A 25895-nucleotide genomic window follows, 5' to 3' on the forward strand; every position below is an offset into this window, starting at 1 on the left:
GTGCTGTATTTAACCTATAAAATTGCCCCATTTGAAAGACGCCAAACGGGGCTATTACTTACTGACTAATTAAACAATACAACGAATCAATTCACGCTCGTGTTTAATAATTTGATAATGGTCACAATCAATTTCGATAACGGTGAGCTGCACTTTTGCGGCAAGGTAACTGTCGATATTGTTACATGGATATTTAATATACTGCTCCGATATACTTTGCTGCGCTTTAATTGCTTTAAACAATGTGACTTTAGTTGCGTTTAAAACGGAGGAAAGTGGTTGTACAGTGAGTAGATTATCCACCGCGACAATATCTTCAACTTGCCGCTGTAAACTTGCTGGAATATTCAGCTCTTTCATCGCATGATTAAGGTCGATAAGGTGAATGTTCGCGGCTAAATCAGCTTGATTAAGTAACCATGTATCAAGTAAGTAGACGGTAATATTGTTATAGCCTTGCGCCTCTAAGTAACCGGCCATTTCAAGCGCAATATGCCCACCTAACGACCAACCGAGTAAACTAATCGGCTGATCTTTTACCCTTACTTGCTCAACATAATTAAGATAATACTTAGTTAATTGAGCCAAATTAGCGATTTTATCATCATGATAGAAGTTATAAGAGTCAACGCCATAACAGTGATAACGCTCACTTAATTTATTGGCTAACGATGCATATACATCACAGCCGCCAATACCAGGATGGATCATAAACATCTGCGGCTTATTAACCGCTTTATTCAGCGGCACAATTGGATTAAACGACTGTTTTTGATCGGCAATTTTCGTTGCTAGCGCCTTTATCGTCTCACTACTTAACACATCAACTAAACGCAATTTGATTTGGAAAGCTTCATTAATGCGGTTATTAAGCATCATAGCTAAAATACTATTGCCGCCTAATTTAAAAAAGTTATCCATCATACTGATATTACTTGCTGTAATTTTTAAGGTAGCAGCAAAAATATCGCATAATGTCACTTCAATCGGATTTGAAGCTGCAATATATTCAACGTTATCAGTTAGTTCTGGCTTAGGTAGTACTTTGCGATTAAGCTTACCATTTGACGTGATAGGTAAATCAGTTAAGTAGATAAAGGCCGTTGGGATCATATAGCTTGGTAACGTCTCTTTTAAATGGTTATGTAAAAGATGGCTATCAATTGGCTGCTGCGCAACGTAATAAGCAACTAAATATTTACTCCCTGTTGCCTGCTCATAAGCAATAACAACGCTGTGATTAATATCAGGGTAAAGCGTTAATCTAGCATCAATTTCGCCCAGTTCAATACGAAAACCGCGAATTTTAACTTGGAAATCATTACGCCCTAAATATTGAATATTACCATCACCAAGGTAACGCACCACATCGCCCGTTTTGTAAATTCGTCCGTTATAGTTTTGCTGTTTTTCTTGCTCGCTTTGGAATGGGTTAGTAATAAATTTTTCAGCCGATAACACTGGGTTATTTAAATAACCGCGCCCGACGTTATCACCGCCAATATAAAGCTCGCCGAGTCCGCCAATTGGCACCGGCTGTAACCGCTCATTTAATACATAAGCTGAGGTGTTAGCAATTGGCTTACCGATTAACACTTGCTTAATATTAGGGTTATTACAATCATAATATAATACGTCAACCGTCGCCTCTGTTGGCCCATAAAGATTATGGATCTGACAATTTGGCATTAATTTTTGGCACTGCTGAACTTCATATAAGTTCAGTGCTTCACCACTACAAAATAAATACTTCAATTTTTCTACTTTGCTTTGTAGCATCGGCTGTGCTTGTAAGGTTTCAACAAAAGCAACCAACATTGATGGTACAAAGTGTAGTACGGTGATTTGCTCAGCCTCAATTAGCTCGGCTAAATAAACATTATCTTTATAGCGCTCTGAATGCGCAAAGACAATACATGCACCATACCAATTTGCCCAAAATAGTTCCCATACCGACACATCAAAAGTGTAGTTGGTTTTTTGTAAAATATGGTCTTGCTGAGTAATTGGGTATTCGTTATGCATCCAAATAATACGGTTAACTGCGCCTTGGTGCTCGAGCATTACCCCTTTTGGATTACCCGTCGTGCCACTGGTATAGATCACATAAGCAAGGTTATTTGGCTTGGCAAGTGGCACCGGATTAGTTTTAGGGTAACGATTTAAAAGACTTACCATATTATCTGCTTGTAAGTTGACGACCACTTGCTGCTCACTAGCAAGCGTGCTAACTTTATTGTAGCTACTGCTTGTTGTTAAAATCGCTTTAGCTTTGGTGTCACCAATCATATAGCCAATACGATCACTAGGTGCCTGTGGATCCATTGGCACATAAGCGCCGCCCGCTTTAATAATGGCTAAAATACTAATTAGCATATATTGCGATCTATCTAAACATAGCGCTACCAAATCATCGGGTTTGATGGCAAAGTTATCTCTCAAATAATGCGCAAGTTGATTGGCCTTTTCATTAAGCGCTTGGTATGTTAAGCGTTCATTTTCATAAATAAGCGCTAAGTTATTTGGCGTTCTTGTAACTTGCTCCTCAAATAATGCATGGATTGTAGTGTTTTTTGGATAATCACAACGCGTTTTATTCCATTGATAGACAATTTTTTGATACGTGCTTTCATCTAAGAACGCCAAATTAGCAATAGTTTGTTGCTGATGATAAAGATCAGTAAATTGTGACAAAATATAACGATACACTTGAATATAGTGATTAATCGTCTGTTCACTAAATAAACTGGTTGCATAGTTAAATGAGCCATGAATCGAATCAGCTGAATCATTGAGTAGCGTTGTAATATCAAACTTAGCAATTTTATATTGAGTATCTTGTGTTTGATATGGCGTAAAATAGGTTTTATCGCTTAACCCAATCGCTGAGCCAAATGATTGCACGCCAAACATAACTTGGAATATCGGATGGCGTGAGTGATCTTTTTCTATGCGCATTGCATCGACCAGTTTTTCAAATGGTAAGTCTTGGTATTTTTGCGCCTGAAAAATGCTCTCACTCGTTTGCTCTATAAACTGGGTTAGTGTCTCATCTCCCTTGATCAGTTTTCGAATCGCGAGCATATTAACAAAAAAGCCCATCGTATTTTCGACGCCAGCATAGTGCCGACCTGCGATCGGCGTTCCAATTACAATATCATTTTGCTGACTAAATGCATGTAATGCTAGGTAATAACCACTCAACAAAACGGAATATAAACTTACCCCGAGTTCGTTTGCAAGGCTACGTAAATTTGCACTTAGTTCTTTACCCAGTTCAAAATTAATATCAGCGCCAATATAATCAGTTTGTACTGGCCTAACATAATCGCTCGGTAAATTGAGCGGCTCGTAATGCTCTAACTGGTTTAGCCAATATTGCAATTGCGCTGATAACACCTCATCTTGCAAGTAATGCCGTTGCCATAAAGCAAAGTCTTTATATTGTAAAGTAATCTCCGGTAACGGCGCAGGGCTGCTTATCATCATATTTTCGCAAGCGTAAACCATCTCTTTGATTAGCAAATCAGTCGACCAACCATCAAAAGCAATATGGTGAATAACCATGCTGATATAATGATTATCAGCGAGTTGATAAATATTAATTGAGATAGGTAACTCTTTGTCTAACAAAAATATCTTATGAACATGGCGATAAATATGGCTATCTAATGCTGATTTATCGCTACAAACAATCTGCTCAATTGGTAATGGGTACTCATCGATATTAACGACTTGCTGGTAGCCAATACCATCACGATTAGTTTTGATGACCGTACGCAGTATTTCATGGCGAGTAATAATTTGTTTTAAGGCATCAATAAAACGATGAATATCGATTTGCGAGGCAAGTTTAAATACCAACGGAATATTGTACGCATTACTTCCGCCCTCGTAGCTATCAATAAACCACAATCGCTCTTGTGCAAATGATAATAACTGCTGCTCAGGACTCTCAATTTTTGGGATCACAAAATGTTGCTGGGTTTCACCGCTGGCTTCAATTAACTGGGCAATCGCCTTAGCAGTTCGTTTTGCAAAAATATCGCTAACATGAATTTTTTTATTAAACTGTTTAACAATCTTGTTTGACAATTTAATCGCTAAAATACTATTGCCACCTAGGCGGAAAAAGTCATTTTTTATGCTAACATCGGTAACATCCATCGATAATAAATCTGCAAATGCCGCAACAATAAATTGCTCAATATCATTACTTGGTGCAATGTAATCGTTTTCGATTAAGAGAGTTGGCGCGGGTAATAATTTACGATCCACTTTACCGTTAATATTAACGGGTAAAGCCGTTAAATGAATAAAGGTTGCAGGCACCATGTACTCAGGTAAAAACTGCGCTAAGTAACTAACTATTTGTTCATGTGCCGTAGGTTTATCGGCCACATAATAAGCAGCTAAGTATTTATTGCCAGCGCTATTATTTAGCGCAAGGACTAATGCTTGACTGATACTTGGGTAAGCAACTAAACGAGACTCTATTTCACCGAGTTCAATCCTAAAGCCGCGGATCTTAACTTGGGAATCATTACGACTGATATATTCAAGGTCACCGTTTTCTAGATAACGCACTAAATCGCCAGTTTTATATAAGCGTGCATTGTAATTTTTAGCCTGTTCAGCTGTCGTTTGGAACGGATTAGTAATAAACACCTTACTCGTTAATTCGGCATTATTGAGATAACCACGCCCAACACCTTCACCACCAATATAAAGCTCACCAATTACACCTGTTGGTACTGGGCGTAAATAGTTATCAAGTACATAAAGGCTATAATTATTAAGTGCATGACCTAAATTGGTGCTCATATCATTTTTTTGATAAATATGCGCAGTTGCCCAAACGGTGGTTTCAGTCGGCCCATAAATATTGATTAACCGCGTTCCTTGCTCGAAATATCGATTAACTAATTCATTATTGGCAGCCTCGCCGCCAATACCTAAAATCGGTAGCGGTAATAGATCATTTTTATCTAATAATGCCGGCGTCATAAAAGTAAAATCGATATGCTGATCTTTTATATAAGATGCTAAGAAGCCAAAATCAAAACGTTGTTCTTCTGGCAAAATATAGACTGTATGACCATTTAATAAAGCGCAGTAAACTTCTAATACATGTGCATCAAAAGCGTAGTTGGCATACCATAATACACGCTTTGCGTCATGGCTATTATAGCAAATAGGTAGAGATAGTGTTTCAAGCTGATTAATGGCAATATTAACTAAGCTATGATGCTCAATCATTGCCCCTTTTGGTTTCCCTGTCGTGCCGCTGGTATAAATAATATAGGCTAAGTTATTAGCTTTTGTTGATGTGACAAGATTATGTTGGTCAAATTCGGCAACCGTCGCTAACAGCGAATTATCATCAATGGCGATAACTTGCACATGACCTGCGAATAACGCATTTAAAGATGCTTGATAATGGCGATGGCATAAGATCGCTTTTGCCTGACTATCTTTAACCATCAACTCGGTTCTTTCTATCGGCACTTGTGGGCTTATAGGTACATAAGCAGCGCCTGCTTTCAGCGTTGCTAACATACTAATTAACATGTGCTCAGATTTATCTAAATATAAAGCAATAAAATCATCAGGTTGTAAATCAAGATTAGCGCTTAAATAGTAAGCTAATTGGTTAGCTTGATTATTTAAAGCTTGATAAGTGAGCGCTACATCACGATAAACCGCGGCAACGGTATTTGGTGTGCGCTGGACTTGCTCTTCAAATATTTGCGTAAGTAGTTTGTCGTTAGCAAAAGGGAGCGTCTGCTCAGATTGCGCAATTACTCGCTGCTGATACTCAACATCAGTTAATAATTTTACCTCTTTCACTAAAATAGTTGGATCGCAAATTAACTGTTCAATCGTTAACTTAATACCGGTTAATAAACGGGAAATTGTTTGTGCTTCAAACAGCTCACCGGCATATTTTAGTTTTAATTCTATTTGTTCTGAATTTTCAAAAGCGACTAAGCCAAGTGGGTAATCTAATTTTTCTTTACCCTCTTTAAAGACAAATTTTAACTCGTTTGTATCAAGTGCTGAAGTTGGGTAGTTTTCAAAAACAAATAATGAATTAAATAACCTAACACCCGTATTTTGCAATTTAATTAAACTAGCATTAGCATGATTATTAACGTTATTAATATGCGATTGTAACTCTTTGACTTTATTAATCACGCTATCATCGGTGTGATTTAAAATCACAGGTAAGGTATTAATATATAGCCCGACCGATGTTTCAATACCATCAATCGGTAAGTTTCGGCCCGATACTGTCATACCAATAACAGTTGTATCACTGTTACCATATAGATTTAATTGTTGATGCCAGCAGTACTGCATTAATGCGTTAATAGTAAAATCATTTGCTTTGCACAATTCTTTTAACTGCGTAGCACTTTGAGTATCAAAGCAAAGAATTAATTCTTGCGGATCTGAAACGTAACGATGATCAGCTAAATTAACATGACGCATGGCTGGTTTAACTAAACTTGTTAAGTTTTCAGGCTCAATGTCGTTCGGTAAGTAACTTTGCCAGAAATCCGCTGTTGCTTTCAAATTTTGCTGTAAAAAATGCTGAGCATTTAAGTAGCAATTATCATCAAATGTAACTAACGGCTCACTATTAGCTAGCGATAAATAATTTTGATGCACCGCTTTTAATAAAACTGGTACGCTCCAACCATCTAAAATCGCATGATGATTACTAAAAATACATTGATAATGGGTTTGATTAAGTTTAACTAAGTAGAGCCTAAACAACTGACCTTTCGCCAAATCATAGCTTATTTGCTGATCTTGCTGGCTAATTTGGTCTATTTTCGTTAATTGTTGATCTTTCGAATCGTTGCTAAGATCAATAAACTGCCATGGAAAATCACCTTTTTTATCAATAATTTGAACTAATTCCTCATCCCAATTGAAGCGTAAGCGCAATGATGGCAGTTGTGCTTGAGTGATTTGCCATGCTTGACGTAATAAATCAACTTGCAGCGGATTATGGTATTCCCAAATCATCTGTACACGATATGCGCTATCAAGGTCACCTTGCGCAACCGCATGGTAGATAAACCCTTGTTGTAAACTGTTAGTTGGGCAAATGGCTTCGATTTCATCATTTGCTTGTAACTTACTAAGTAAACTCGGTGAAATAAGGTAATTAATATCACTACTCGTTAAGTAGCTACGTTCAGTTTTACTTAGTTCATCAATTAGCGCTTCAAGTTGCTGAGTATAAAGGGTTGAAAATACAGCCAATTGCTCAGGCAATAAATAACCTGCAATAGTAAATTGCAATTGTTCATCAATCACGCCGCCATTTAACGATAAAAAGTCAGTGTTATTATTGTTAGCCGACATCGCAATCCCCGCATTTTCATGACTAAATGACCATAAAGCTTGCTGCTCGCTATTGAATTGACCTAAATAGTTAAAACTAATTGCCGGTAAAGGATGCTTAATATAGCCCATTAACTGGCCATACCCCATCCCATTATTTGGGATCGCCCGTAGATTATCTTTAATGCAAACAAGATTATTTAATTTGCTCGGTAAATTGGCTACAAGTTTAACCGGGTACATACAGGTAAACCAGCCAACCGTATTGTTAATATCAATATCGTTAAATAAGGCTTCTCGTCCATGCCCTTCTAATAAAATATAATGCTCAGATTGCTTAAACATAAGACTTAAGCTATGCGCTAAAGCGGTTAATAAAATATCATTAATATCAGTATGATAGACATCATTCACTTTGCGTAATAATAAATCAGTATGTGCTTTAGATAGCTGCATCTGCGTATTTGCTAGCGCCTTACTACGGCATTGGTTAATATGCTGCTGATAACCAGTAAAATCAGTTAAAACTTGATGCCAGTATTCCCTTTCATCAATACCGGTTTGTTGATTTACTACTGGATAATTTTGCCCATTTTCTACCCATTGACGATAGCTAGTCACTTTATTACCAAGAATTTTAGCGACACCAACACTAGGATCTAAATTATCTTGCTGTAAGAAAAACTGATAAATCGTTTGTAAGTCTTGCATAATAATACGCCAGCTTACAGCATCAATATTTAAATGGTGAACCGCAACATGAATTCGGGCACTATTATCTTGATAGCCCTCTAAATAACCAAAATGATATAGCGGGCAATTATTAATATCAAAACGATTTTGCCAGGTCGTTAAGTGTGAACTGATGTCACTCTCACTCCAATTGTTAATATTGCAATGGTCAAAGGCAACGTCAGTTGGTGATGAATAATAACCTTTTGATAAGCTTGGATAGCAGGCACGTAGCATGTCATGTTGCTCAACTAATTTCGCTAAGCTTAGTTTTAATAGTGCAATATTAAGTGGCGGCACTTTAATTAAAAAGGCTTGGTTCCAGTGCCCATAGTCAGGTAATTTTCCGCTTGCAACGTTACTAAAAAACCATTGCTGAATCGGCGCCAGCTCAATACTCCCATCTAAAATACCTTGCTCCGTCTTAATAGAAATTTGTGATGCTTTTTGGTTATTAATCACATAATCACTTAAGGCTTTAATGGTTCGATAGTTGAAAATATCTTTAATCGATAAGTAGTAATTAAGCGTTTGCCTAATTCGATTAGCTAATTGAATACTGCTAATACTATCACCGCCCAGCTTAAAGAAGTCATCGTCAATACTAATCTCACTAGCATCTAAACGTAATATACTGGCAAAAGTTTGGCAAAACAGCTGCTCAGTATCATTAGTTGGCGCAACGTATATAGTACTATGATTAAGCTGTGGTAGCGGTAATGCCCTACGATCAACTTTACCATTAATATTAAGTGGTAACGCCGTTAAATGTACCAAAGCCGATGGCAGCATGTAATCGGGTAAAAACTGCTGTAAATAATCGAGAATATCTTGTGATAAAAGTGCGTTATCTGCAACGTAATAAGCAGCTAAAAATTTATTATTTGTGCCATGATCAAGTGCAACTACTGTCGCTTGCTTAATTTGTGGGTGTAAAATTAAACGATTTTCAATTTCGCTTAGCTCGACCCTAAAACCACGGATTTTAATTTGCAGATCATTACGGCCAATATATTCAATATTATCATCAGCGAGATAACGGACTAAATCCCCTGTTTTATAAAGCCTATCATTATAACCTTGCGCTTTTTCAGCCTCTGTTTGAAAAGGATTATTAATAAATACTTTCGCCGTTAGTTCGCGATTATTTAAATAACCGCGCCCAACGCCAGCCCCGCCAATATAAAGTTCACCAATAGCGCCAAAAGGAACCGGCCTTTGTAAATCATCTAAAACATAAAGCGAAGTATTACTAATAGGCCGGCCGATTGGCACACTATGTTCAAAAGGCTGAGAAGCTTGATTGGCTAAAAAGGTTGTAGCAAATGTCGTGGTTTCTGTTGGGCCATAAGCATTAAGAAATTTAACTTGCGGATAATGTTGTAAAAATTGATTAACGTGCACGGCAGAAAGCGCTTCGCCACCGGCAATAATATATTTTAATAAATCTAAGTTAGGTAACCTTGCATCAACTAAGGTATTGAAAAATGCAGTGGTCGCAAAAAAGTTAGTTATTTGCTTATCAGCAATCAACTGATTGAAATATTCCAGATTTAAAAACTTGTCTTTGGTTGCGATAACAATTGCGGCACCATTTAATAACGAACCAAAAATATCATAGATTGAGGCATCAAAATGGTAACCTGAAATGCTGAGCAATCGATCTTCTGGCGTAATTTTAACGAAGTGAGTATTAATAATTAAGCGATTAATATTATGTAGCTCAATTAAGGTGCCTTTAGGTTTGCCTGTCGTGCCACTGGTGTAAATACAATAAGCTAAATCATCTGGTGTGGTTTGACTGACTAAATTATCGCTCGAATAATCACTAAGTGAGCGGGTTAAATCACTGCTATCAACCGCAATAATTGGGGCATTTATCGCTAATTGTGTTAATTTTTCTAAATAATGCGCTTGGGTTATAACCGTTTTAACATTTGCATCTTGCATAATATAGGTATTACGCTCTTGGGGTGCATCAGGATCCATTGGCACATAAGCGGCACCGGCTTTTAAAATTGCTAAAATACTAATAATTGATAATTCAGATCGATCAAGGTATAGGGCGATAAAATCATTAGCATTAATTTGGGCATGTTGCCTTAAATAATGCGCTAACTGATTTACTCGGTGATTAAGCTCGAAATAGCTCAGCTCGGTTTGCTCAAAAATTACCGCGGTATTATTTGGTGTTGTTGAAACTTGCTGTTCAAATAGTTCGGTTACGGTGCGATCTTTTGCATAAGGCACATAAGTCTGATTTTTATCATAGATCAGCGTTTTTACCGCATCTGAATTTAAAAATGCAACGTGCGCTAACGATTTTTGCTGCTGACAAATATCAACAAACTGACCTAGAATATTAAGATAAACGTTAATATATTGCTTGATAGTATTTTCGTTAAATAAGCTTGTCGCATAGTTAAATGAACCTTTTATTGTTTTTTGAGAATCATCAAGTAATGTTGTGATATCAAACTTTGCGGCCTCATAATGGGTTTGTTCGGTTTCATATAAGGTAATTAGGCGGTTTAATTCGTGATCGTCAACGTTAGCAAATGATTGTACGCCAAACATTACCTGAAAAATTGGGTGCCTTGAGGTATCTTTATCGATTTGAACCGCTTCGACAAGCTTTTCAAAGGGAATATCTTGATATTTTTGTGCATTAGCAACTAGCTCGCCAGTTTGCTTAATAAAATCAGCGAGTGGCGTTTTATGATCAAGTTGCCGTCTTAACACTAAATTATTGACAAAAAAGCCCATGGTATTTTCAATCCCAGGGTAATGTCTTCCTGCTGTTGGAGTACCAACAACAATATCATTTTGATGACTAAAGCTATTTAATAGTAAATAATAACCACTCAATAATACCGTATATAAACTAACATTTAACTCGGTCGCTAATTGGCGCAGCGCTAAGCTAAGTGATTCATTTAGTTGGAATTGAATATCATGGCCTTGATAATCAATTTGTGATGGGCGAGTATAATCGGTTGGTAAATTTAAGATAGTATAATTTGCTAATAGTTGTTGCCAATAACTAAGCTGCTCATCTAGTACATCGCTTTGTAGGTATTGGCGCTGCCATAATGCAAAGTCTTTATACTGCACATCAACAGCAAACAGCTCTTCAATTTCATTAATTTCACCAGCAAGTACTTGGTGATATTGCCAATAATAATGGAGAAGTTCTTTAATAAATAAATCAGTTGACCAGCCATCAAACGCAATATGATGAATAATAATACTAATATAATGCTGCTCGCCAAGTTGATAGCACTTAATTGAAATAGCCGGCTCTTTATCTAATTTAAATAGATAATGAGTATGCTTATACAAGTAATTGTTGAGTTGCTGCTTTGACTTGCAAATAACATGCTCAATCACGATAGGCGATTTGCCTAAATCGATAACTTGCTGATAACCTAGGCCATCTTCATTAGTTTTAATAATAGAATGTAATATTTCATGGCGTGAAATGATGCGTTGTAGTGCGAGCTCTAAGCCATTTAATTTTATGCCATCGGTAATTTTAAAAACTAAGGGAACGTTATACGCACTACTTTCGCCTTCATAACAATGAATAAACCACAGCCGCTCTTGTGCGTAAGATAATAATTGTTCTTCACAGTGATTCACTTTCGGCGCGGTAATAACTAAGACTTGCTCTAAATTATTATCGATAAACTGTGCGAGCTTTTGTACCGTTCGTTTAGCTAAAATATCGGCCACATGAATTTTTTTATTCAGTAATTTAGCTAACTTACTTGCAAGCTTAATAGCTAAAATACTATTTCCACCTAACTTAAAGAAATCATCGGTAACACTTATTTTATCAGCAGGATAAAGTAAAAATTCGGCATAAACATCAACTAATAACGATTCGGTTTGCGTACTTGGCGCGATATATTCACCTTGATGATTTAAGGTTGCAACGGGTAGCGCTTTACGATCAACTTTGCCATTAATATTAAGTGGAAAAACCGTTAAATGAACTAATGCTGACGGTAACATGTAATCAGGTAGAAATTGCTGCAAGTAATCAATAATAACCTGTGAGGCGATAGCGGTATCTGCGACATAATACGCGGCTAAAAATTTATTATTTGGGCTATGTTCTACCGCAATCACAATAGCTTGCTTAATATCCGGATGCAAAATTAAACGGTTTTCAATTTCGGTCAATTCAACCCTAAAGCCACGTATTTTGATTTGAAAATCATTACGCCCGATATATTCAATATTATCATCAGCTAAATAACGGACTAAATCACCTGTTTTATAAAGTCTATCATTATAGCCTTCAGCTTTTTCAACATCAGTTTGAAATGGATTATTAATAAATGTTTTATTTGTTAGTTCTCGATTATTTAAATAACCGCGCCCAACACCTGCCCCACCAATATAAAGCTCACCAATTACCCCTTTTGGTACTAACTGCTGCCGCTGATCTAAAATATAAAGTGAGGTATTATTTATTGGCTTACCAATTGGCACATTATGGGCAAATGGCTGATCTACTTGGTTAGTTAAAAAAGCAGTTGCAAATGTGGTAGTTTCAGTTGGGCCATATACATTAAGTAATTTAACTTGCGGATAGTTAGTTAAAAATTTATTAACATGCACTGCCGATAACGATTCGCCTCCGGTTAGGATATATTTTAACTTACCTAAATTGGGTAAATCGGCATCAACTAAACTATTGAAAAAAGCAGTAGTCACAAAAAAGTTAGAGACCTGATTATCGGCAATTAACTGATTAAAATAGCTAAGATTTAAAAATTTATCTTTGGTTGCAATAACCACTGCAGCGCCATTTAATAACGAGCCAAAAATATCATATGTTGAAGCATCAAAATGATAACCGGAGATACTCAGTAATCGATCTTCTGGTGTTATGGTAACAAAGTTAGTATTAATCACTAAACGATTGATATTATGTAGTTCAATTAAGGTGCCTTTAGGCTTACCTGTCGTGCCGCTGGTATAAATGCTGTAGGCAAGATCATTAGCCGTTGTTAGGCTAATTAAATTCTCGTTAGAATAATCATCTAAGCTTGCGATTAAATCTTTGCAATCAACAGCAAAAAGTGGCACATCAGTGGTTAATTTAGCTAATTTTTCGCTATAATGAGCTTGGCAAATTACTGCCTTAACTTTAGCATCTTGCATAATATAAGCATTACGCTCATCTGGTGCATCAGGATCCATTGGAACATAAGCTGCGCCAGTTTTTAAAATAGCTAAGATACTCATAATTGAGAGCTGTGATCTATCAAGGTATAAGCCGATAAAATCATTAGCCTTAATTTGCAAATGTTGCCTTAAATAATGTGCCAGCTGATTTACCCGCAAGTTAAGCTCTTGATAAGTCAACGTAGTTTGTTCAAAAATTACCGCTATATTTTGTGGAGTATTTAATACTTGCTGTTCAAATAGTTCAATAACTGTCTGATTTTTCGCATAAGGCACATGAGTTTGATTTTTAGCCATAATCAATTCTTGCTTAGCATTGTCATCAAGAATATTAATATTTTTAGTTAAAATATCAGCCTTACCATCGAGTAAATAATCAAGCGTTGTCATAAATAATTTTTGATATAATACGATAAACTGTTTGACTAAATGTTTATCTAACACAGTTTCATTAAACTTAATTCGATAGTTAATATGATTATTATGTTCCTCTTGCTCGACAACCAAAATATTACTTAGATCAACTTGTAAATCGTGATTGGTTTTCTCGTCATATAAGCCATTAAAATGTGATGTGTGATCCCTTAAAAAGGTTTGAACAAAAGCAACATCTAAAATATTGGGGTTATTAAGCGTTGAAATAATGTCATAAATTGGCAGGTATTTGGCATTCGTTTTTTTAACACCGCGATGATAAGCTAATATATGATCAATCGTCGATTGTAATGTCGTTTTATCATCAAAATGATAATTGATAGGTAATACATTAACATGTGCGCCATAGATAAGCTCTTTGCCCTCTAAAATAGCGACCGGATAAGCGAGTGGGATATCGCTCTGGTTTACCATTTTGTGCAGTAGTAATCCCATTACCAATTGACCAAATAAATAAGTGGTAATTTTATATTGCCGGCGTAGCGATTTAACTTGTTGTACTACTTGTTCATCATAACTAAATAAATATTCTGTTATTACCCGTTTGCTTTCGGGCTGAGTGCCTTGTTGCGACTTTAAAAAAGTTAAATCAATATTTTTCGTATCCCTTAAATGATCTTGCCAAAAAGCAACCATAGTGGGTTTTTGCTCGGTTAATAGTTGTTCAAAATTCGTATTAAGTTTTTGATGACTAACAATTTGGGAATCGAAACTTTGTAAGTAATAATTTTCACCATTATAATAAGATCTAATTTTTGACCAAAACTCTTCAACGCTTATGCCGTCTACCGCAATGTGATGAAAAATAAGGATAAAACGATATTGATTTTCAGCCAATTTAAACAGGTACACTCGTCCTAATAGATCCTTTTCTAAATCAAAAGGCTGCAAGGTTAAATTACGCATTTCTTCATCACTTAACGGATGATCATAATAAGTTATTATGTCACTTGCCAAGGCTGGCGGCCTTAATGTCCAGCAAATATCAGGGGATTTATCGATAATATTATGACGAAAAATAAAGTGCTCATTAAACACCTTTTTAAAACAATCCATAAATCGCTGTTCATCAATATTGCCGTTAAGGGTATTGTCGGCAACAAGATTATAATCAGTACGTAAAGGATTAACTCGCCATTCGTAATAGAACATTAGTTGATAAGGCGTTAGCTTAATATTTTTCATCTTGGTACCCTTTAATTATAAGTTTAAATTATTGTTAAAATTAGAACTTAACTGCCGGTGCAATAAAGGCTCACTCCATGTTTAACTTTTTTCTGTTGCGAAATAAATTTAATATGAAATCACTATTAAAAAATTATTTAGCTGTGCAAAAATTAGTTACCTATACATTGATTCAGTAGCTCATAATTTTGGCTTAGTTTATTGATAGTTTTGATATAAATTTCTTAAATAGTCGTTAAGCAAGGCTTAATTAATTAACTATTAGTGGGAGGCCAATTGACCTTGAAAGAAAAAGAACAACCGATTAAATGGCGAAAATAGCTTAAGTAGGCACGCTGAGCTAAAAATGGCATAAAACCATGATTTAGTCGTAGCGTGTAATAATCAGATGAAATAGTGTCATTGATTAATGTGTTTTGAATAAAAAGAGATTTGATAGCTAATGATTTAATCGTATACAAAATTTCTTTTAGAAATAATATAATTATAAATAAAAAATAAACGTTACTCATATCCTAAATATCACACTTTTATACGCGGTTTAGATTACTTAATAAGGTAATGCAAACAACCTAACAATGCAAATAAAAAAAAGTAAATTTAAAGAGTAACATTATCAGCAAAAACTTAACTTATTAAATTTTAATCAGTAAAAAATGATATTTTGATGTGAGTAACATTATGGTAATTTTTTTTAGCACAAATCCATCAAAATATGATGGAAATAAGCACCATTTTATGATTAATAAACAAAACAGCCCTACTATTCGGGCTGTATGAACGAATAAAATATTATTTGTTAATTATTTGACGAGATTATTTAACACTTTTTTGAAATCAACCCAAGGACAAAAACCATTGGCATCAATCTGACAACCATTTAATGATAAAGTTACTCTTTGAGGTGGATTATTAAGGGTTAATTTTTCAAGGTTGCGTAGCTGTTTAGTCGACTGATAAACATATTCAACTTTGAGCAAATCTTGACCCGTTGTTTTATCGTTCCAACGCTGAAATACAATTTTACCGCCAATTGGTGTTTTCTCATACTGACCAGGTAAATTGTAATCCTCAAAGCCCATCGCACGAATAATCGGCCCAACTGTCGTATCATGACCGACTAGCACAGTGATTTTAGCTTGATCGGGTGATTGTTGTAGCGGCATAAGAGTATTTAGATGTGATAACATCGGTTTAATCGTTTGATTAACTACCATTGGCTGTAAATAAGCCGCATCGATATAAGCATTCCTTATTTTTGCAAGGGTGATCCAGTCTTTATCAAATTTTATTTTACCCCAAGCAACTTGGGAAGTAGGAAACCCTTCATAGTCTTGCAGCATAAAGGCATCAATCATCCAAAAAGCCGTGTGGATAGGACCATCGATTGATGACTCTTCACCATAAATAAGGTTGACTTTATTAGGCAGCTTTGCAAGGCTACATTGTTTGTCGACTTTGCAATCATGAGAATTTTTATAATCAATAACTTCTTCTAATTTAGCGTAAGAAGAGGCTAGATTTTGATCATTGATAAAAGATTCAATTTCTGCAACAGCTTTTGTTACATACTCCTTACTATTATCATTGATTGCTTGGAAAAAAATTGGATCTTGCCCCGCTAAATCTGCTAAATGGTGATATTTTATTTTATCACAGCCAGGAAATGCGCCGACGGTAAAAAATTGTCCAGTGGCAATCGTTCTTGGCACAATATTAGTATAAATATAGTACTGTTCATCTGTTGGGCAGGTGTTTTTTTGTACTAAATTATGTTGAGCAAACCAATCATTAAAATAATGCCCCATATACGTTTCTAACGCCCCACCTTTTGCCGTTAAAAATCCGCCGGTAGTATCCCATTTTGGCCATTTATAGGGAGTTGCATTAATCAACAAATCAGCGCCCTCTGTTAATGGTGCTCTTAATCCATGACGGCTTACTATCACAACTTGTTTAAGCTCATACTCCGTTTCGGGCACAGCGGCGTAAGATAGATCAGTTATAGCCAAAATAGTGGTTGCTAATAAACTTATTTTTTTAACTAACTTCATTATTTTCTCCATATTTAATTAACTAAGCATAACTAGTATTAATCGATCATTTTTTTTTGCACACGAATCCGTACAGATTCGTGATCGCGATCAAATTATGAAAATGATGATTTTTTATTCTGTGAGAGGCATCACAAATGAACAATATATGAACGATTGATTGGTTGCATATTTATTAATATCTGTAAAATTGGGCACTAATTGAGCTAGCAACTAATATGCTTTAATATTATTAATCGATAAAATAACTAGATAGATGCATGGTAATAATGAGGGGATAAATTGAACCGCTGCAAGCCAAGTCACAGCGGTTTAAATATTATTTAGTGAGTGAAAAAGATAGAGTAAAAACAATAAATGTTACCCTCTTCTATTTGTGATCCACTCCCTTAATATTAATAAATTGTGTTGTTGCATAATATCAAACCACTGCTTTTTGGCTTTAATCATCGTGCCAGAACTAATTTTTAAGGTATTTTCAATCTCGCGATTTGTTTTACCTTCGACTAATAAATCGATCATTGTAAACCAATTTTCACAACGGCCTAAATGATCAAGCCCTGTGCCCTTGAGGTTACTAAAATAGCGCCAACAACTTTTACAGCGAAACTGCGCCCTCGCCTCACCCACTTTTTGTACTTTTGTTGAGCTACAGTGTGGACAACTGGCATCAGCGACTTGCAAAATACCGCTTACCCAAGCTTTAAGCTGTTCGACTTGTTGTTGTACGATTTTAGGCTCATCAATTTTCACATCATTGACAAAATCTTGATACCACTGATAAAGCTCAGGATAATAAGTTTGCATATACTCATCAATAACGTCAATGCGGTTTTTAATGACCCAAGCGCTGCAATTAAGTTCACGGCGAATGCTGGTATAACTTTGCCCACATAACCGTCGCTGTGCAATAATTGGTAGCCATTCGAGTGGTGCTAAGCGGTAAAAAGGGGTATTTAAGCTACGATTAAAACCACGCTTACACGATTTGCAGCGATAATAACCTGATGAAGAATTGACGGCATAAAGTTGATGATGTTGGCAATAGGGGCAAACCGTAGGTTTTTCACTTAAGGCGCTTAAATCAGCAACCAACGCATCTGCATTATTATGTAATTTTATTGGCACAAAATTAGAGTACATTTTGCTTGCCTCTTATAATTTATTGTGCGGCTATTTTATATTAAAATTAAATGCATTACTAATATTTTAACGAGAAATAGTCACAATTAATCTTCCTATTATCAGCGTTTCACATTATTAGCGACTCGGTAAAATTAATCACTAAAGTAGCCGTTAAAGTTTCCAATAATTTTTTATTGGTAAGACAACTAATTTTGACAATTCAACTAAAATGATACCAATTATAACCCCACACAATCTTGAAATACCAGGGTCTGCCGATGTATAGACTAATGAATCGGGCACCATGACAACTAGATAAACAAGCACAAATTGAGTGCCAATATAGGAAAATGATTGGCAACTATTTTCAATATGACGACCAATAAAAATACCTAAGCCTAATATTAGTGCGGTAATTGCCAGATTGATTTGATAAAATGGTAAACAAACGATGGCAAGCAAACCACCCGATGTGCAGCCTAAAAAACGATGAAAATTTCGTTTAGAAACAATTTTAGCATTACTAATGGTCGATAATGGAACGGTTAATACCACAAAAATCGTAATTGCCGTTTGGCCTAAATAACGAAGATCAAAAAAATGCTCTAAAAATGGCAGCGTTGCGAGTGCAAACATGACTCGTAAAGAGTGGATTGCGGTATATTTTGCATAACAAGGAAATTTAACAACCTCAGCTAAACCTATTTTACATGGTTTAATCCTCAGTTTTGGTTTTATTAAGTTAGAGGTAATGCTCACAGCCATTGAAGCTGAAATACCCGCCAACACTTCAATAACGCGGGTAATTGCAAATGCTTGCACTTGACTAAATGGATTACCCAGCGCATCGACACCTATCATAATATAGGTAATACCGAAAAAAAACCAAGCATAACTATACTTGCTAGTAACGGCGAAATAAAGCGTAATACCGCCCACACATGCAATACCTAATGCAATGAAGATAAGATTATGACCTAATAAATAACTGACATAATAAGCTAATAACGCTCCAATGATAGTGCCTAAAAACCGCAGCGAACCACGAATTAATGTATCAATAACATGAGAGCGCATAATCATATAGCCAGTAAAGGCTGCCCAGCCAATATTTTGAGCATTAAGTAAATGAGCAAAAATGATTGCGAGAAATACCGAGCTGATAACTTCAAGCTCATCGATAAAACGAATTAAAGTGATATTTTTTTTGCGAAACTGATCAAAAATATCGCAAATAAAAATTGATGCATTATGTAAACGATCCATTGCAAAACCAAACGTCCAAAAAGTGATAAAATAAGGTATTACTTGTAATAAAAGCGATTAATGATCGTTGTTAACAACGAGGAATTAGCTAATAGATTTTAGCTACAATAAAATACGATTAATTACAGCGGGTTATTCTACTGCTAATAATCAATCGACATCAAGCGGTTTAAATCATCATAACGCGTTAATTACACTTTAGTGTGAATATAACAAATAAAGCCAATATAAATTGACTTTATTTGTCTGTATAATTTAGCGATATATAATATTAATAAAGGATAGAATTATGTATAGTTTTACCAATGATTATAATGAAACGGCTCATCCCAAATTATTAGAGTCATTATTAACCAAAGCCAAGCAAAAAAACAGTGGTTATGGTTTAGATGACTACTGCCAACTTGCCAGTGAACAAATACGTCAGGTAATCGGTTCGCCAAAATCAGCAGTACATTTTTTGCCTGGTGGCACAATGACCAATCTCACCTTTATTAGCCATGTACTTCGCCCTTACCAAGCGGTTATCGCTGCAAACACAGGCCATATTGCCGTACATGAAACTGGCGCGATTGAAGCGACTGGCCATAAAGTTATCACAGCGCAAGGCATTGATGCGAAGTTAACACCTGAATTAATTAAACCTATTCTTGACGAACACTGTGATGAGCACATGGTTCAACCTAAATTAGTTTATATTTCAAATACCACAGAGATGGGCACTATTTATAGTAAACAAGAATTACAACGTTTATATCAATTTTGCCAGCAACATAACTTATATCTCTACCTCGATGGCGCAAGGCTTGCAATGGCACTAACTGCTGAAGATAATGATTTAACGTTTCAAGATTTGGCGCAATTGACCGATGCATTTTATATTGGTGGCACTAAAGTTGGGGCGTTTGCTGGTGAAGCATTAATTATTAATAATCTAACGCTAAATCAAGATTTTCGCTTTACTATGAAACAAAAAGGCGCAATGATGGCCAAAAGTTGGATTTTAGGGTTACAGTTTTTAACCTTAATGCAAGATGATCTTTATCTACAATTGGGCGATCATAGTAATAAAATGGCAAAAGCGTTACAAACTATTTTTAGTGAGCACGGTTTTACATTTAACATCAGGCCACAAACTAATCAACTATTTGTCAATATTCCCAATCGTTTGGTTGATAATATTATGCAAAATTATAGTGTTTACGCTTTTGGTCAGCCGGATAGTGAACATACTTGTTTACGTTTTTGTACATCATGGGCAACAACCCTTGATGATATCGAACGATTTAACTCTTTTTTAAAAAAACTCAGCCAAAAATAACTTGCTAAGCCAAATAAAGTGTTATATGTTAATAACACTTTATTTGGAGCATTAAATATATTATGAACTTACTTTTCGTCTGTTTGAACAACAACCATCATCATCACCATTTCCCGCAATAGTCTTCGGGCGTTTGGTGCTGGAAGACATTTGATCTTCCAGATGAGCGCAAAGAAAGTTTTAGAAAGAGCCCTCGGAAGATCAACTTCCGAGGGCTTTTTTTATGGTTTTATTCACAGGCTTTTCAAGATTATTAACTATTATACAATTGGAGAGAAAGATGTTAGATAATTCACGTTTACGTATTGCCATGCAAAAATCAGGTCGCCTTAGCGACGAATCAAAAAAACTATTGGCACAATGCGGCATTAAAATTAACCTACAAGAACAACGCCTTATTGCTTTTGCTGAAAACATGCCAATTGATATTTTACGCGTGCGTGATGACGATATTCCGGGCCTTGTTATTGACGGTGTTGTGGATATTGGCATTGTTGGTGAAAATGTACTTGAAGAAGAAGTGCTTGATCGCAAAGCTGAGGGACAAAATCCACAATTCAAACAGCTAAGGCGATTAGATTTTGGTGCTTGCCGCTTATCAATTGCAGCGCCTAGAGATTTTGACTACCAAGGGCCAAAATGTTTACAAGATTTACGCATTGCGACCACCTACCCTCACTTACTAAAACGCTACTTAGCCGAGTATAATGTCACATTTAATACCTGCCTACTTAATGGCTCAGTCGAAGTAGCACCAAGGGCTGGGCTTGCCGATGTAATTTGTGATTTAGTATCAAGTGGTGCAACGCTTGAAGCCAACGGTTTGAAAGAGATTGAAGTCATTTATCAATCTAAAGCGTGTTTAATTCAGCGCAGCGGTGAGCTTTCATCTGATAAACAAGCACTGGTTGATAAACTCCTTACTCGTATACAAGGTGTGATCCAAGCACGCGAATCGAAATATATTATGTTACACGCGCCAACTGATGCACTTGAAAAAATTGTAGCGCTGTTACCTGGCGCTGAAGATCCAACCATTTTACCATTAGCAAATGAGAAAAACCGGGTTGCTCTGCACATGGTTAGTACCGAGTCATTATTTTGGGAAACTATGGAAAAATTAAAAGCATTAGGGGCCAGCTCAATTTTAGTTCTACCGATTGAAAAAATGATGGAGTAACAAGATGAAATTAACGTATTGGCAAACGTGTTCTACAGCTGAGCAACAAACATTACTAACAAGGCCGGCATTAAGTCAATCAAATACCATTAGTCAGTCTGTTGCAAAAATTCTTACCCAAGTTAAAAATGAGGGTGACGCGGCACTAAAAACGCTAAGCAAACAATTTGATAACGTCACGCTTAACGAATTAAAACTAAATGAAAGCGAGATTAAACTAGCAACGAGTCGCGTAAGCGCTGAATTAAAAGAGGCGATGCAGCTAGCGGCAAAAAATATTGCCTGTTTTCATAAAGCGCAAATTCGAGAAACTATCACCGTTGAGACTTTACCAGGCATCAAATGTCAGCAAATGACGCGGCCAATTAATTCAGTCGGTTTATATATTCCTGGCGGCTCAGCGCCATTATTATCTACCGTTTTAATGCTTGCGATCCCAGCTAAAATTGCGGGCTGTAATAAAATTATGCTCTGCTCGCCGCCGCCAATTGCAGATGAAATTTTATATGCAGCAGAACTTTGTGGCGTGAGTGAAATTTATCAACTCGGCGGCGCCCAAGCAATTGCGGCTATGGCATTTGGCACAAAAACGATTGCAAGTGTTGATAAAATTTTTGGTCCTGGTAATGCTTATGTTACCGAAGCAAAGCGCCAAGTAAGCCAACTAAACGATGGCGCAGCAATTGATATGCCAGCTGGCCCATCAGAAGTATTAGTTATTGCTGATAGCGGTGCAAATCCAGTATTTATTGCAGCAGACTTATTATCACAAGCGGAACATGGCCCTGATTCACAAGTTATTTTACTAACGCCCGATGAAAACCTTGCAAGCTCAGTCGCTATTGAAATTACCAAACAATTATCGCAATTATCGCGTAAAGATATTGCCCAACAGGCATTAAAAGAAAGCCGCTTAATTATTACCAAAGATATCAATCAATGTATTGAAATTAGTAACCGCTATGGGCCTGAACATTTGATTATTCAAACTCGCAATGCAGCAAATTTAGTTGATAAAATAACAAGTGCTGGTTCTATTTTCTTAGGTGACTGGTCACCGGAATCAGTCGGTGATTATGCATCTGGCACCAATCATGTACTCCCTACTTACGGTTATACGGCCACATACTCAAGCCTTGGGCTTGCTGATTTCCAAAAAAGGATGACGGTGCAGGAGTTATCGCCGGAAGGATTAGCAGCTATTGGTAAAACTGTTGAGTTAATGGCACAAGCTGAGCAATTAACCGCGCATAAGCAAGCGGTAACGTTACGACTTGATGCATTAAGTAAAGGACAATATGATGAATAATTTTAATGATATAAACCAATTAGTGCGTAAAAATGTACAAGCGCTAACGCCTTACCAATCAGCGCGCCGCATAGGCGGTAAAGGCGATGTCTGGTTAAATGCTAATGAATTCCCAACTGCGCCAAATTTTGAGCTTACCGAGCAATGTCTCAATCGCTACCCACAAGCACAGCCCGAGCAAGTGATTAATCGTTATGCCGATTATGCTGGCGTAGAAGCCGAGCAGCTGATTGTTAGTCGCGGCGCAGATGAGGCAATTGAGCTTTTAATGCGTGCCTTTTGTGAGCCGGGTCAAGATAGTATTATTTATTGTCCTCCAACGTATGGAATGTATTTAGTTAGTGCCCAGACGTTAGGCATTAATTACAAAGCCATTGCACAAACACCCGATTGGCAGTTAGATTTAACGGCAATTAAACAAAACCTCGATTCGGTTAAATTAGTTTATGTGTGCTCACCAAATAACCCAACCGGTAACTTATTAAATCCTGATGATATAAAAGCGCTACTTGCAATGACTGTAGGTAAAGCTTTAGTGATTGTCGATGAAGCCTATATTGAATTTTCGTTAGAAAATTCACTAGTTAGCTGGCTGGCAACCTATCCACACTTAGTGATTTTAAGGACTCTATCGAAAGCTTTTGCTTTAGCTGGATTACGCTGCGGCTTTACTATTGCAAATAAACCCGTGATTGATGCATTACAAAAAGTGATTGCCCCTTACCCACTAGCTTCACCTGTTGCAGATATTGCAGCGACAGCATTAAGCCATGAAAACTTAGCGGTAATGAAATTACATGTCGTAAACCTTAATAGCCAAAAAGCGCGTTTTACAAGTGAACTAAATAAGCTTGATGTGGTTGAATGTGTTTATCCAAGCTCAGCTAATTATATTTTGGTCAAATTTAATGATCCACAGGTATTTAAGTACTGCTGGGATCAGGGTATTATTTTACGAGACCAAAATAAACAACCTGGCTTAACTAACATGATCCGCATCACAATTGGCACACAAGCACAATGTGATGCGGTAATAAATGCTTTAATCAATTTCAAACGTCAAGGAGATAACTAGATGACGCAGAAATATCTTTTTATTGATCGTGATGGCACATTAATAACCGAGCCGCCGATCGATTATCAAGTTGATAAGTTTGAAAAACTGGCATTTGAACCTAATGTCATTCCCGCACTATTAAAGCTGCAAGCAGCTGGCTTTAAATTAGTTATGGTAACTAACCAAGATGGCCTAGGGACAAATAGTTATCCGCAGGCCGACTTTGATGGCCCTCATAATTTAATGATGCAAATTTTTGAATCACAAGGCGTAAAATTTGAGGATGTATTAATTTGCCCACATTTTTCAACTGATAATTGCGATTGTCGTAAGCCTAAAATTAAATTGGTGTTACCCTATTTGCTTGACGGTGCACTAGATAAACAAAATAGCTATGTCATTGGCGATCGTGAAACTGATATCAAATTAGCCGAAAATATGGGGATAACAGGCTTACGGTATAGCCCTGTCACTTTAGATTGGCGTGAGATAACACAAAGGTTAACAACGCCAGATCGTTACGCTAAAGTCGAGCGTAAAACCAAAGAGACAAAAATTTTAGTTGAAGTGTGGCTTGACCGCCAAGGTAATAGCAGTATCGACACTGGGATAGGTTTTTTTGATCATATGCTTGACCAAATTGCCACCCATGGCGGCATCAAACTTAATATTCAAGTCGATGGCGATTTACACGTTGATGACCACCACACCATTGAAGATACGGGGCTTGCACTTGGTGAAGCATTAAAAGTTGCCTTAGGTGATAAACGCGGCATTACTCGCTACGCATCAGTGATCCCGATGGATGAGTGCCTTGCTAAATGTACTATCGATATTTCGGGCCGCCCTTACCTACAATTTTCAGCGCAATTTAGCCATCAAAAAGTGGGCGATATGAGCACCCAAATGGTTGAACATTTCTTCTATTCAATTAGCTATGCTATGGCAGTTACGCTGCATATTGAAACCGCCGGTGATAATGATCATCATAAGGTTGAAAGTCTCTTTAAAGCCTTTGCCCGCACATTAAAACAAGCAATTAAAATTGATGGCGATCATCTACCAAGTTCAAAAGGAGTGCTGTAATGAATGTGGTTATTCTTGATACTGGCTGCGCTAATTTATCATCAGTAAAATATGCAATTGAGCGCTTGGGTTATCAGCCAATAATTACGGCTGAGCCCGAGCTTGTTTTACAATCAGATAAACTTTTTATGCCAGGCGTTGGTACCGCAAGTGCTGCAATGGCGCAGCTTAAAGAACGTAACTTAATTGAACTCATCAAAGTATGCACTCAGCCAATATTAGGCATATGTTTGGGTATGCAGTTAATGGCAAAACATAGTATGGAAGGCGATATTGATACATTAGGTTTTATTGATGAAACCATTATCAAAATTCCTGATCATGGTTTACCTCTGCCCCACATGGGCTGGAATAAAGTCTATCCTAAAGCCGGCGAACACTTGTTTCGCGATATTCCAGCAGACGCTTATTTTTACTTCGTACATGGATATGCATTACCATTATGTTCAACAACTATAGCAGAAACCAGCTACGGCGAAAGCTTTACGGCAGCCGTACAAAAAGACAATTACTTCGGTGTGCAATTTCATCCCGAGCGTTCTGGCACGGCCGGTGCAAAACTGCTGAAAAACTTTTTGGAGATGTAA

Annotated in this window: 10 protein-coding genes and 1 other annotated feature; of the genes, 6 read left to right on the top strand and 4 right to left on the bottom strand. The window is 36.7% G+C overall.

What is annotated here, in order from left to right:
- Positions 1 to 69 precede the first annotated feature (69 nt).
- The 4 genes from RHO14_09205 to RHO14_09220 all read right to left on the bottom strand — a co-directional run bounded on the left by RHO14_09205 (position 70) and on the right by RHO14_09220 (position 19355).
- The gene (locus tag RHO14_09205; protein WVD70530.1) at positions 70 to 14910 is read right to left on the bottom strand and encodes an amino acid adenylation domain-containing protein; all 14841 of its coding nucleotides are present in this window, start codon (positions 14908 to 14910) and stop codon (positions 70 to 72) included.
- An 803-nt stretch (positions 14911 to 15713) separates the two neighbouring features.
- A complete protein-coding gene (gene agp / locus RHO14_09210; GenBank protein ID WVD70531.1) occupies positions 15714 to 16964 on the bottom strand; it encodes a bifunctional glucose-1-phosphatase/inositol phosphatase in 1251 nt (416 codons plus the stop codon).
- A gap of 360 nt (positions 16965 to 17324) precedes the next feature.
- The gene (locus RHO14_09215; protein WVD70532.1) at positions 17325 to 18107 is read right to left on the bottom strand and encodes a hypothetical protein; all 783 of its coding nucleotides are present in this window, start codon (positions 18105 to 18107) and stop codon (positions 17325 to 17327) included.
- A gap of 153 nt (positions 18108 to 18260) precedes the next feature.
- Positions 18261 to 19355: an FUSC family protein gene (locus RHO14_09220; GenBank protein ID WVD70533.1), complete on the bottom strand. Its 1095-nt coding sequence runs from the start codon at positions 19353 to 19355 to the stop codon at positions 18261 to 18263.
- A 289-nt stretch (positions 19356 to 19644) separates the two neighbouring features.
- Between RHO14_09220 and RHO14_09225 the strand changes: the two genes are divergently transcribed.
- The 6 genes from RHO14_09225 (at position 19645) to hisH (ending at position 25895) form a co-directional block, all read left to right on the top strand.
- Positions 19645 to 20676, top strand: a complete 1032-nt coding sequence (locus tag RHO14_09225; GenBank protein ID WVD70534.1) for an aminotransferase class I/II-fold pyridoxal phosphate-dependent enzyme — start codon at positions 19645 to 19647, stop codon at positions 20674 to 20676.
- Between the two features lie 97 nt (positions 20677 to 20773).
- Positions 20774 to 20900: a sequence feature (His leader region), on the top strand.
- 56 nt (positions 20901 to 20956) lie between these two features.
- Positions 20957 to 21856, top strand: a complete 900-nt coding sequence (hisG, locus tag RHO14_09230; protein ID WVD70535.1) for an ATP phosphoribosyltransferase — start codon at positions 20957 to 20959, stop codon at positions 21854 to 21856.
- Between the two features lie 4 nt (positions 21857 to 21860).
- The gene (gene hisD / locus RHO14_09235) at positions 21861 to 23165 is read left to right on the top strand and encodes a histidinol dehydrogenase (protein ID WVD70536.1); all 1305 of its coding nucleotides are present in this window, start codon (positions 21861 to 21863) and stop codon (positions 23163 to 23165) included.
- Entirely contained in the window at positions 23155 to 24240 is a 1086-nt protein-coding gene (gene hisC, locus RHO14_09240; GenBank protein WVD70537.1) for a histidinol-phosphate transaminase, read from the top strand. Before hisD ends, hisC begins: the two co-directional genes overlap by 11 nt.
- The gene (gene hisB, locus RHO14_09245) at positions 24241 to 25308 is read left to right on the top strand and encodes a bifunctional histidinol-phosphatase/imidazoleglycerol-phosphate dehydratase HisB (GenBank protein ID WVD70538.1); all 1068 of its coding nucleotides are present in this window, start codon (positions 24241 to 24243) and stop codon (positions 25306 to 25308) included.
- Positions 25308 to 25895, top strand: coding sequence for an imidazole glycerol phosphate synthase subunit HisH (hisH, locus tag RHO14_09250; protein ID WVD70539.1), 588 nt, complete (start codon positions 25308 to 25310; stop codon positions 25893 to 25895). The genes hisB and hisH overlap by 1 nt, the downstream gene beginning before the upstream one ends.

Source organism: Orbaceae bacterium lpD04 (genome assembly GCA_036251935.1).
GTDB classification, from domain to species: Bacteria; Pseudomonadota; Gammaproteobacteria; order Enterobacterales; family Orbaceae; genus Orbus; species Orbus wheelerorum.

What these genes read in the sequence shown, in the direction of transcription:
- RHO14_09205 (WVD70530.1), bottom strand. Translation starts at nt 14,910, where the DNA reads ATGAAAAATATTAAGCTAACGCCTTATCAACTAATGTTCTATTACGAA.
- hisH (WVD70539.1), top strand. Translation starts at nt 25,308, where the DNA reads ATGAATGTGGTTATTCTTGATACTGGCTGCGCTAATTTATCATCAGTA.
- hisC (WVD70537.1), top strand. Translation starts at nt 23,155, where the DNA reads ATGATGAATAATTTTAATGATATAAACCAATTAGTGCGTAAAAATGTA.
- hisD (WVD70536.1), top strand. Translation starts at nt 21,861, where the DNA reads ATGAAATTAACGTATTGGCAAACGTGTTCTACAGCTGAGCAACAAACA.
- RHO14_09220 (WVD70533.1), bottom strand. Translation starts at nt 19,355, where the DNA reads ATGGATCGTTTACATAATGCATCAATTTTTATTTGCGATATTTTTGAT.
- agp (WVD70531.1), bottom strand. Translation starts at nt 16,964, where the DNA reads ATGAAGTTAGTTAAAAAAATAAGTTTATTAGCAACCACTATTTTGGCT.
- RHO14_09225 (WVD70534.1), top strand. Translation starts at nt 19,645, where the DNA reads ATGTATAGTTTTACCAATGATTATAATGAAACGGCTCATCCCAAATTA.
- hisB (WVD70538.1), top strand. Translation starts at nt 24,241, where the DNA reads ATGACGCAGAAATATCTTTTTATTGATCGTGATGGCACATTAATAACC.
- RHO14_09215 (WVD70532.1), bottom strand. Translation starts at nt 18,107, where the DNA reads ATGTACTCTAATTTTGTGCCAATAAAATTACATAATAATGCAGATGCG.
- hisG (WVD70535.1), top strand. Translation starts at nt 20,957, where the DNA reads ATGTTAGATAATTCACGTTTACGTATTGCCATGCAAAAATCAGGTCGC.